The following is a 1,921-nucleotide window of genomic DNA, read 5'->3' as shown; positions in this document are numbered from 1 at the left end:
AACACTTAAAGTTCAACAGGGGAATCCTCGATGATCCGTAAGCACTTCGCCGGTTTCGCAGCCAGCGCTCTGGCTCTGGCCGTCTCCGCCCAGGCTTTCGCCGGTACTGTTACCACTGACGGCGCCGACCTCGTGATCAAGACCAAAGGTGGCCTGGAAGTCGCTACCACCGACAAGGCGTTCAGCTTCAAGCTGAGCGGCAAGCTGCAGTGGGATGCCACCAACTTCGATGGTCTGATGGCTGCCGATCAGAACCAGCCGTTCGACGATACCTTCAACACCTTCATCCGTCGTGGTGAGTTCGGTCTGGAAGGCACTGCCTACAGCGATTGGGACTGGGGCCTGCGTGTGAGCTACGACGACAGCGGTGAAGGCGATAACACCGCCGTTGACCGGGCGTTCATCGCCTACACTGGCCTGGATGTCGGCACCATCACCGTAGGCCGTTTCGGCGTTGACTACGGTCTGGAAAACACCACCAGCTCGTCTTGGATCACCGCGATCGAGCGTCCGTTCATGTACGACTTCCTCAACGGTGACGAAGACACCAAGTTCGGTGTGAACTTCAAGCACTCCGGTGACAACTACGGCCTGATGGCTCAGGTTGCGCACTACAACACCTACGAGTCGGCCGATGACGGCAACGACGAGGCCTATGGCTATACCCTGCGCGCCCACTGGGCTCCGTACCTGAACGGTACCGATGTGGTGCACCTGGGTGCCAACTATCACAGCTCCAACCCGGATGACGACCGCTCCCGCGCTCGTACTCGCATGGGGATTCGCAGCGACAATGACTTCCGTCTGACCTTCGGTGACGTCACCGTGGCTGACAAGGACGTTGAATGGGTGCTGGAGTCCGGTGCGCAGTTCGGTGCCTTCCGTGCCCAGGCTGAGTACTTCCAGCGTCAGATCAGCGGTGAAACCGCTGGTGGTGCCGACTCCGACGTCGATATCAGCGGCTACTACGGCCAGGTTTCCTACATGTTCAACGGCGTGCGTCAGTACAAGGCTGCCGATGGCAAGTGGGACAAGCCGGACAACATGAAAGGCTCCTGGGAAGTGTTCGCCCGTTACGAGCGCTCCACCATCGACTCCGATGCAAACGCCATCCCGGGCAACCTGGGTCTGGCCGGCATCGTTGCCGACGACACCAGCGACGAGTTCGAAGCCAGTGCCATGGTCGTGGGCGTGAACTACTTCGCCACTCCGGCGGTACGCATGAGCTTGAACTACATCGACTATGAAGTGGACAACATCAACACCACCAATCAGGTCGGCGGCAAGAGCGTTCAGGATGACGGCAAGGCCATCGTAGGTCGCCTGCAGTACGTCTTCTAAGCTTCACCCCTTGAAGTGTTGCTCCTGATTCGAGCCCCGCGTTTCGCGGGGCTTTTTTATTCCTTTGTATTGATGGAAAAGCGCTATGCGTAAGACTACCGCTCTGCTGCTATCGATCGGTTTCAGCGCCATTGCCCTGGCGCAGGATTACAGTGCGGCCAAACCGGGCGAACTGCTCCAGGTGCCGCTGACGTCCTTGCATCCGACTCAGGCAGCAGTGGGCTATGACCAGATTTTCTATAAGCTCGGGCGCTTCGCCAATGAGCGCAACAAGCTGTTCGATGAGTACTGCGAAGCCAACGGCCAGGGCGAGAGTGCCAGCGTGCCTGGCGATGCAGACCTGCACAAGCCGGACAGCTTCAGCTGCCAGAGCGCGGTAGGCACTCGCAGCAGCGAGATGAAAACCGTCGTGATCGGTCCGCAGGGCAAACTGTTCCTGACCGATGGCCATCACACCTTCACCGTGCTGATGGAGTATCCCGATGCTGGCGCCGACCTGAACATGTGGGTGCGCGTTACCGACAACTTCAGCGACAGTGCCGACATGGCCAGCTTCTGGCAGCGCATGGCGCAGGCACGC

At 59.3% G+C, this 1,921-nt stretch carries 2 protein-coding genes; both read left to right on the top strand.

Going from position 1 to position 1,921, the window contains the following annotated elements; genetic code table 11:
* The first annotated feature begins 30 nt into the window (after positions 1 to 30).
* The gene (locus J0A65_RS22330; protein ID WP_206596522.1) at positions 31 to 1,341 is read left to right on the top strand and encodes an OprO/OprP family phosphate-selective porin; all 1,311 of its coding nucleotides are present in this window, start codon (positions 31 to 33) and stop codon (positions 1,339 to 1,341) included.
* 85 nt (positions 1,342 to 1,426) lie between these two features.
* The coding region (locus J0A65_RS22325) for a ParB/Srx family N-terminal domain-containing protein (protein ID WP_206596521.1) at positions 1,427 to 1,921 on the top strand (495 nt) is incomplete at its 3' end.

Source organism: Bowmanella yangjiangensis (genome assembly GCF_017255015.1).
GTDB classification, from domain to species: domain Bacteria; phylum Pseudomonadota; class Gammaproteobacteria; order Enterobacterales; family Alteromonadaceae; genus Bowmanella; species Bowmanella yangjiangensis.
Note: the sequence above shows the minus strand (reverse complement) of the source record. Positions and strands in the feature narration are given on the sequence as shown.